Origin of the sequence: Arthrobacter sp. 9V (assembly GCF_902506065.1) — a bacterium.
In the GTDB taxonomy this organism is placed as follows: Bacteria; Actinomycetota; Actinomycetes; order Actinomycetales; family Micrococcaceae; genus Arthrobacter.
Genome location: NZ_LR732912.1, coordinates 3,297,864 through 3,304,847 on the forward strand (window position 1 = coordinate 3,297,864; position 6,984 = coordinate 3,304,847).

The 6,984-nt window shown below is 62.9% G+C and carries 5 protein-coding genes; 3 read left to right on the forward strand and 2 right to left on the reverse strand.

Annotated features, from left to right (window positions below; translation table 11 throughout):
- Positions 1-11: 11 nt before the first annotated feature.
- Positions 12-1,181, reverse strand: a complete 1,170-nt coding sequence (locus BACI9J_RS24700; RefSeq protein WP_159735097.1) for a resuscitation-promoting factor — start codon at positions 1,179-1,181, stop codon at positions 12-14.
- 291 nt (positions 1,182-1,472) lie between these two features.
- On the reverse strand, positions 1,473-2,369 hold the full coding sequence (locus tag BACI9J_RS15105) for a TatD family hydrolase (RefSeq protein ID WP_159735098.1): 897 nt from the start codon (positions 2,367-2,369) through the stop codon (positions 1,473-1,475).
- A 197-nt stretch (positions 2,370-2,566) separates the two neighbouring features.
- Here BACI9J_RS15105 and BACI9J_RS15110 point away from each other — a divergent pair, with 197 nt between their 5' ends.
- The 3 genes from BACI9J_RS15110 to BACI9J_RS15120 all read left to right on the forward strand — a co-directional run.
- Positions 2,567-3,655, forward strand: a complete 1,089-nt coding sequence (locus BACI9J_RS15110; RefSeq protein WP_159735099.1) for an AAA family ATPase — start codon at positions 2,567-2,569, stop codon at positions 3,653-3,655.
- A 13-nt stretch (positions 3,656-3,668) separates the two neighbouring features.
- Positions 3,669-5,159 carry a DUF58 domain-containing protein gene (locus BACI9J_RS15115; RefSeq protein WP_159735100.1) on the forward strand — a complete coding sequence of 497 codons (1,491 nt, stop codon included), beginning with the start codon at positions 3,669-3,671 and terminating at the stop codon, positions 5,157-5,159.
- The coding region (locus BACI9J_RS15120) for a transglutaminase family protein (protein WP_236558704.1) at positions 5,156-6,984 on the forward strand (1,829 nt) is incomplete at its 3' end. The genes BACI9J_RS15115 and BACI9J_RS15120, both read left to right, overlap by 4 nt.

Genomic DNA, 6,984 nt, shown 5'->3' on the forward strand with positions numbered 1-6,984 from the left:
CCTGTGCGGGGTCAGGCCGCGTGGGCGCAGCCCCAGTCGCTGAGGCCGTTCTTTGCGTAGAGGCGGTTGGCGATCTCAATTTGCTGTGCCTTGGTGGCCAGGCTGGCGTTGGGTGCGTAAGCTCCGCCACCATTTGCCAACCATGTGGGGCTGGAGAACTGCAGGCCGCCGTAGTACCCGTTACCGGTGTTGATGGACCAGTTTCCGCCCGATTCACACTGAGCGATCCTGTCCCACATGGCTTCGTTCGGGGCGCCGGTGGGCCCGCTGGCTGCCGGTGCTGCGGCTGCTGCTGCTGCCTGCGGAGCGGGAGTGGCCACCGGGCGTGCCTTGGTGCCGATGCTGATCTTCTCTGCCACCGGCTGGGTGGCTACGTTGCTGGAGACAAGGGTGCGGGAGGCTTCACGGCCGTCCACGAGAACCAGTTTGAAGGTCTTGACCAAGGATCCGGCCACGCCTTCCTGGGTCACTTTTTCTTCGCCTTTGAACAGCTCTTCACTGTCGCTCTTGATGCTTTCGAAGGGAACCTCTTCGGTGGCTTCAGCGGTCTTGCTGGTGTCCACGCGGGAGACCTTGATCACCATGTCCTGGACGATCGGAGCATTGCCCGGCTGGGAGATGCGGTCATTGGCGCCCACAACAATTCCGGTGTCCTTAAGCACAGTGGCGACGTCGGCCGCCGTCGTGGTGGTGCTGGTGTCCTTGCCGTCAGCTACCACGCTGATGGTCTTGGGAGTGGAAATGGACACGAACGAACCGGTTACTTCCAAGGACGCTTCCTTGGGCTGGGAGATTTCCGAGGAGCTGGCTACGCCGAGCTCGCTCACCAGGCCTGCAACGTCAGGGGATGTGGTGTTCACAGTCTTCCGGGCACCGTCCAACTCAATGGACACGGCTTTGGCCAGGTTGACGTTAACTACCGAGCCGTTGTCGACCTTGGCGTCAAGGGCCGGGGAAACGCGGTCTGCGTCCTTCAACTCCACCTTGGCTGCTTTGACCACTTGGTCCACAGTGCCGCCAAAGGTCTGGATGGAGCTCACTTTGCCGTCCACGTTGAGGGTGACGGTCTTGTTGTTGCCCACAAAGGCCACAACACCAACCACCAGGGCTGCGACTACCAGCAACTGGGTACCTACTTTGAGGAAACTGAACTTGCCATCCGTTGTGAAGAACTTGATCACGATCGCCCATTACTCTCAGACCATCCGGGCACGGGGAAAAGCGCAAAAATAAGGCCGACCGCAAAAACGCAAGGGCCAGGCATTACGCCTGGTCCTACTCTTGCTGCCGGCATCTGCGCCGCCAAAAACACTGAACTTATTGCCCCGGAATGAACCGGCGCAGTTGTCCGAAGGCCTTCCCCGACCCCGGCTACTTGTTTAACACAGTAACCGATCCGTTATAAACGGTCCAAGAAACGTGCATACCGGGTATCCAGTGTCACGGCTCGTGCAGGAGTGAAAAGAGCCGCTTTAGGCCCAGGATCCATAGGCTTTCAGGGTGTTTTCGGCCAACCGCGAACAAAGTTCGGACAAGTCATCTCCTGTCACGTCCGCCATGGACCTGACCGTGTAGGGAACCATGTAGCTGGCATTCGGCCGCCCGCGGTGGGGATGCGGCGTGAGGAACGGCGAATCGGTTTCCACCAGAATCCTGCTTGGCTCGGCGATGGACAAGGCGGCGCGGAGATTGCCTGCGTTCTTGAACGTCATGGTCCCGGCGAACGACATGTACCATCCGTTCCGGTTACAGATGCGGGCCAAATCTTCATCTCCGGAGAAGCAGTGGAAAACAACGCGTTCCGGGGCGCCCTCCTCCCGTAGAACCTGAACAACGTCGTCGTGGGCGTCGCGGTCGTGAATCTGCAGCGTCAGTCCCAGCCGTTTGGCAATGTCAATGTGGCGGCGGAACGAGTAGCGCTGGTGTGCCAGACCTTCACCGTGGGTCCGGAAGAAGTCCAGTCCTGTCTCACCGATGGCCCGGATCCGCGGGTGGCCGGCCAGCTCCTCGATCTCTGCAAGGGCCGATTCCAGCTCCCCACGGGCCGCGTACTCGGGGGCGTCGTTGGGGTGGATGGCTACGGCCCCCAGCAGCCGGGAATCGGCTTCCACGGCCTGGACGGTAAATCGCGACGATTCGAGGTCGCATCCAACCTGCACGGCCCCCTGCACACCCACAGCTTCCGCCGAGTCCATGGCATCCCTCACTGAGACTTCAATCAGGCCGTGCCTGAAGTCCAAGTGGGTGTGGTTGTCCATGACCGCCACGGGGAGCGGCTCCGGCGCCGGCGGGTATTCGCGGCGCGAATCTTTTTCTTCTGTGGAGGGGGACGGTGCCCTATAGCGTGCGGGGGCGAGGGAATTGCACATGGTTCCACCTTAATCGGACTGCGGTCCCCCTTGGGCCATGAAGAAGCTCTGCCGGATAAATTCCCTTTGCCACATAAATTCGGAAGCACTATGTCAGAGGCGGCCAATGACTGGGTAGTCTGGAACGGACAAGCGGCCAACACCAACAGCGTTAAGCGAAGATTGCTGTTGCCGGGGCCACGGCTGAAGGGCGATTCATGGAGTCCAAGCGACAAGTCACCGTTGAACCTTCGCCTGTCCAGGGCGAGGCCTACAGTCCTCTGCCGCGGGACGGGGCAGGACACAACGGGCATAGGCCGCATGTGATGGACGCGGAGCGGTTCCATGATGCCAGCGAGCGCATCCTGGGTTCCATCAATAAGGTCATCGATGGGAAAGCGGACGCCGCAAAGCTCGCCCTGACGGTCCTTCTCGCCCAGGGGCACCTTCTCTTGGAGGACGTCCCGGGTGTGGGCAAGACCTTGCTGGCCAAAACGTTGGCGCGCAGTGTGGACTGCACGGTGTCCCGAATCCAGTTCACTCCGGACTTGCTGCCGTCCGATGTCACCGGAGTGTCCATTTACAACCAGTCTTCCCGGCAGTTCGAGTTCCGCCCCGGTGCCGTGTTCGCGAACATCGTCATTGGTGATGAAATCAACCGTGCTTCGGCCAAGACCCAGTCCGCGCTCCTTGAATGCATGGAGGAGCACCAGGTGACTGTTGATGGCCACTCGTACCAGTTGGGTTTGCCTTTCATGGTGGTGGCCACGCAGAATCCGATCGAAATGGAAGGCACCTACCCACTGCCTGAGGCCCAGCGTGACCGTTTCATGGCGCGTATCTCCATGGGGTACCCGGACAAGGATGCCGAGATTGAGATGCTGGAGACTCATCAGGCCTCTTCGCCCCTGGTAAAGGTGACTCCGGTGGTTACGGCCGCCGATGTTGCCGCCATGATCGCCACCGTCCAACAGGTCTACGTCTCCACAGCCATCAAGGAGTACACGGTGGCAATTGGCCGTGCCACCCGGGACAGCGCCCGCCTCCGCCTTGGTGCGAGCCCCCGGTCCCTGCTGCAATTGTTGCGTGCAGCCAAGGCCACGGCCGCACTGGATGGCCGCGATTTTGTCCTCCCTGATGATGTGGTGGACGTGGCAGAGTCGGTGCTTGCCCACCGCATCATCCTGGATCGTAAGGCCGCGAGTTCAGGCGATACCCCGCAGAGCATTCTCCGCGGCATCTTCGCTTCCCTTCCCGTGGCCCAGGAACCGCCCGGCGCGTGGCGCAGGGACAGGCACAGCGTTTAGGAGACACACCCCGATGGCGCTTATGGATCGGCTTCCCAAGCACTTATTCACCAACCGTGGCTGGGGTCTCCTGGCAGCCGGGGCCCTTTCCCTGGGGTGCGCCTATGTCATGGGCAGGCGCGATCTCCTGTCTCTGGCCGTTTTGTTGATTCTCCTGCCCTTGGTGGCGCTTGCCGGGGTCCGGGTGCTCAAACCCAAGTTCCAGGTGTACCGGGAGTTCAACCCCTCCACGGTGGAAACCTCAAGCACCACAACCGTTCGGCTGGCCGTGGCCCGTTCTTCCTATGCCACGGGCCAGGTCATTATGGAGGAGCAGCTGCCTCCCCGTTTCGGCGAGCCTCCCGCTTTCCGGTTCCCGGCCCGATCAGCGACCGGGGGCACCAGCCGCTACGAGTACCACCTTCGCTCGGGCAAACGGGGACAGTTCCGGATTGGGCCGGTCACGGCCGAGTTCAGCGACCCCTTCGGCTTATCGCTGCGAAGGCATGCAATTGACGACGGCGACATCCTCACCGTGACCCCTGCCGCCGTCGAGCTTCCCGTAACGGGCCTCGCCGGGGCGCGTGGCAATGACGGCGTGACGGCAACCCGCATCCGGGCCAACCCCAGCGACGATGACATCATGACCCGTGAGTACAGGCACGGTGATCCCATGCGGCGCGTACATTGGGCCGCTACCGCCCGCCATGGCCAGCTGATGGTTCGTCAGGAGGAGTCGGTGACCACGCCGGAAGCCACCATGATCCTGGACCAGAGGTTTACGGCCCTTGCCTCGGGGAACGGGTCCGTGTTCGGAGGCCACGACGAAGATTCGGATCTGGTGACCAGTACCAACTTTGAATGGATTGTTACGGCAGCGATGTCCATCTCCGCGCACTTGGCGGAACGCAATTATTCGTTGCGGCTCCTTGACTCGTTCGGCGGCCCGGCGTTCCACCGTTCGCGCTCGGCCGCGGACCCGGACGCGGAGGAGTTCTCGGGCGCGGGCGGCCTTCAAACCATCGCCGAAGCCTTGGCAGCTGTCGAATTGAGCGGGCCCAGGCACACCAGGGCCGAGCACCACCGGACCGAGCACCACCGGACCGAGCACCACCGGACCGAGCACGCAGACCCGGAATCGGGTTCAGAACACAAAGCTGCCCCCGGCCCGGCAGGCGCAGACACCACTGATGTTCCTTTCAACGATCGCCTGATGGACAAACTCTCAGCGCACAGGTTGCGAGGTCCCCTCCTTGCCCTGGTGGGTAACCTCACACTCGCAGAAGCACGCGCGCTTGCCCCTGCAGCGGGCTACGGCGCCAACGCCTTCGCCTTGGTGATGACCGATGCTTCACGGAACACCGAGGAAGTTCTGGAAATTCTGCGCCTGGCAGGTTGGAGGGCATTCGCCGTCACGTCAAGAACCCGGTTGACCGCAGCTTGGTCAGCCTTCGATGACGGCGGGATTGTGGCCGCCGCCGACGCAGCCATGGATGTCCGACGTGGAGCGGCGGTGCCCCGATGACAGCCACATCCCATCGCGGATCCCCCAACGCGTCGGCCCAACCGAACGGGGCCGCCGGCACGCCTGCAAGCGGTAGGCCGCCACGGCCGCAGGTCCCGGGGGCGGGTCCCTATCCCTGGGCCATGGCGGGGTCGGTTTCGGTGGCCGTTCTTGGCGCTGCGTTGTCCCTGAACGGTGTACTCAGGGGTTGGGCGTGGTTCATGCCGCTGATCACCACGGTGGTGGTGGTTGCGCTGACGCTTGCCGCGCTCCGGGCTCTCCGTGCCCAGCCGCTGCTGGTCACGTTGGCCTCGTTTGCCTCGCTGGCCGGCGTCCTCAGCTTCACCTTCTGCCGTCAGGAAAGCCTGGCAGGGTTCATCCCCACCACCGGAACCTTCACCGCCGTCGGGCGGCATATCAAGAGGGCCGCGGAGACGGTGGTGTCCGAAAGCGCGCCTGTTGCGCCTAACGCGGGGATCGTCTTCGTCATGTGCGCCTGCTTGGGCCTCCTGGTGATCTTGATTGATGCCCTTGCCGTTCCACTGTCCATGCCGGCCGCCAGCGGCATCGGTCTCCTGGCCGTGATGGTGGTGCCGGCAACCATCAAACCCCAAAGCGTGGGAGTCGCCGGATTCATCGGGGCGGCGGTGGGGTACCTGCTGATCCTCGGGTGCAGCCACTGGTTCGCCCCGGATGCGAGGCTGCAGTCCGGTTCGGGACGTGGCGCGGGCCAGTTCAGGCGCTCGGTGGTTACCGGAGGCCTGGCGCTGGCGTTGACCATGACCGTCCCTTTGGTGATTCCCGGTTTTGAGACAGGCACGTTTCCGCAGGGCTCACGCCTGAGCCCTTGGGGAACCTCCAATGGGCTCAACCCCATGATCACCTTGGGCAACAGCCTCCGCAGTCCCACCGGGTCAGGGCGCATCACCTATGCCACCAGCGCCAGCGGTCCCCTGTATTTGAGGTCTGTCACCGTTGACAACTTCGACGGCGAAACCTGGGCCCCTGATGATCGTGCAGCCGCGCGCAGGTCCGGTGCGGACAGGATCGAGACCGGCTACGCAGTGCAGGGCGAGGTGGTCAACGCCGTGACGTCCGTCAACGCCGGCCTGTTTACCAGCCCCTACCTCCCTGCTCCGTTTGCGCCGGCATCCGTGAACGGCCTCAACGGACAATGGACGTGGGATCCGAACACTTTGAGCATCATGAGCACGGAGACCACCACCCGCGCGCAGCGGTATGTGGTTTTCTCCGCGGCTCCCAAAATCACGTCACAGTCCCTTTCCCGGGCCAGTGCCGTTCCGCGGGGAATTTCGGAGGACTTCCTGCGTATTCCGGGCAACCTACCGGACATTGTGCGGCAGACCGCCGATACTGTCACGGCATCGGCAGGGAGCAACTATGCCAAGGCGCTGGCCATCCAGAAGTACCTGCGGTCGGGCGACTTCACTTACTCTCTCCAGGCTCCTGTTCAGAATGGCTATGACGGCAACGGCCTGTCGGTGCTGGCTGACTTCCTGGCAGTAAAGAGCGGGTATTGTGTCCACTTTTCCTCCGCCATGGCCGTCATGGCACGGGCTGAAGGCATCCCCAGCAGGATTGCGGTGGGCTACGCGCCGGGCCGTCTCACAGGCGAGTCGGTGGCGTTGGTGGGCCAGGGATCCTTCCCCGAGTATGAGGTTGACGCCCGGGACGCCCACGCGTGGCCTGAGTTGTACTTCGAGGGCCTGGGATGGGTCCCCTTCGAGCCCACCCCTTCGCGGGGTGTGGTTCCCGAGTACGCCACGGAATCTTCGGTGCCAGGCAACCTGAGCACCAACGCGGATGAGAAAGAGGTCCTCACCAC

Coding starts and splice junctions, on each gene's coding strand:
- BACI9J_RS15105 (WP_159735098.1), bottom strand. CDS start 2,369: ATGTGCAATTCCCTCGCCCCCGCACGCTATAGGGCACCGTCCCCCTCC.
- BACI9J_RS15110 (WP_159735099.1), top strand. CDS start 2,567: ATGGAGTCCAAGCGACAAGTCACCGTTGAACCTTCGCCTGTCCAGGGC.
- BACI9J_RS15115 (WP_159735100.1), top strand. CDS start 3,669: ATGGCGCTTATGGATCGGCTTCCCAAGCACTTATTCACCAACCGTGGC.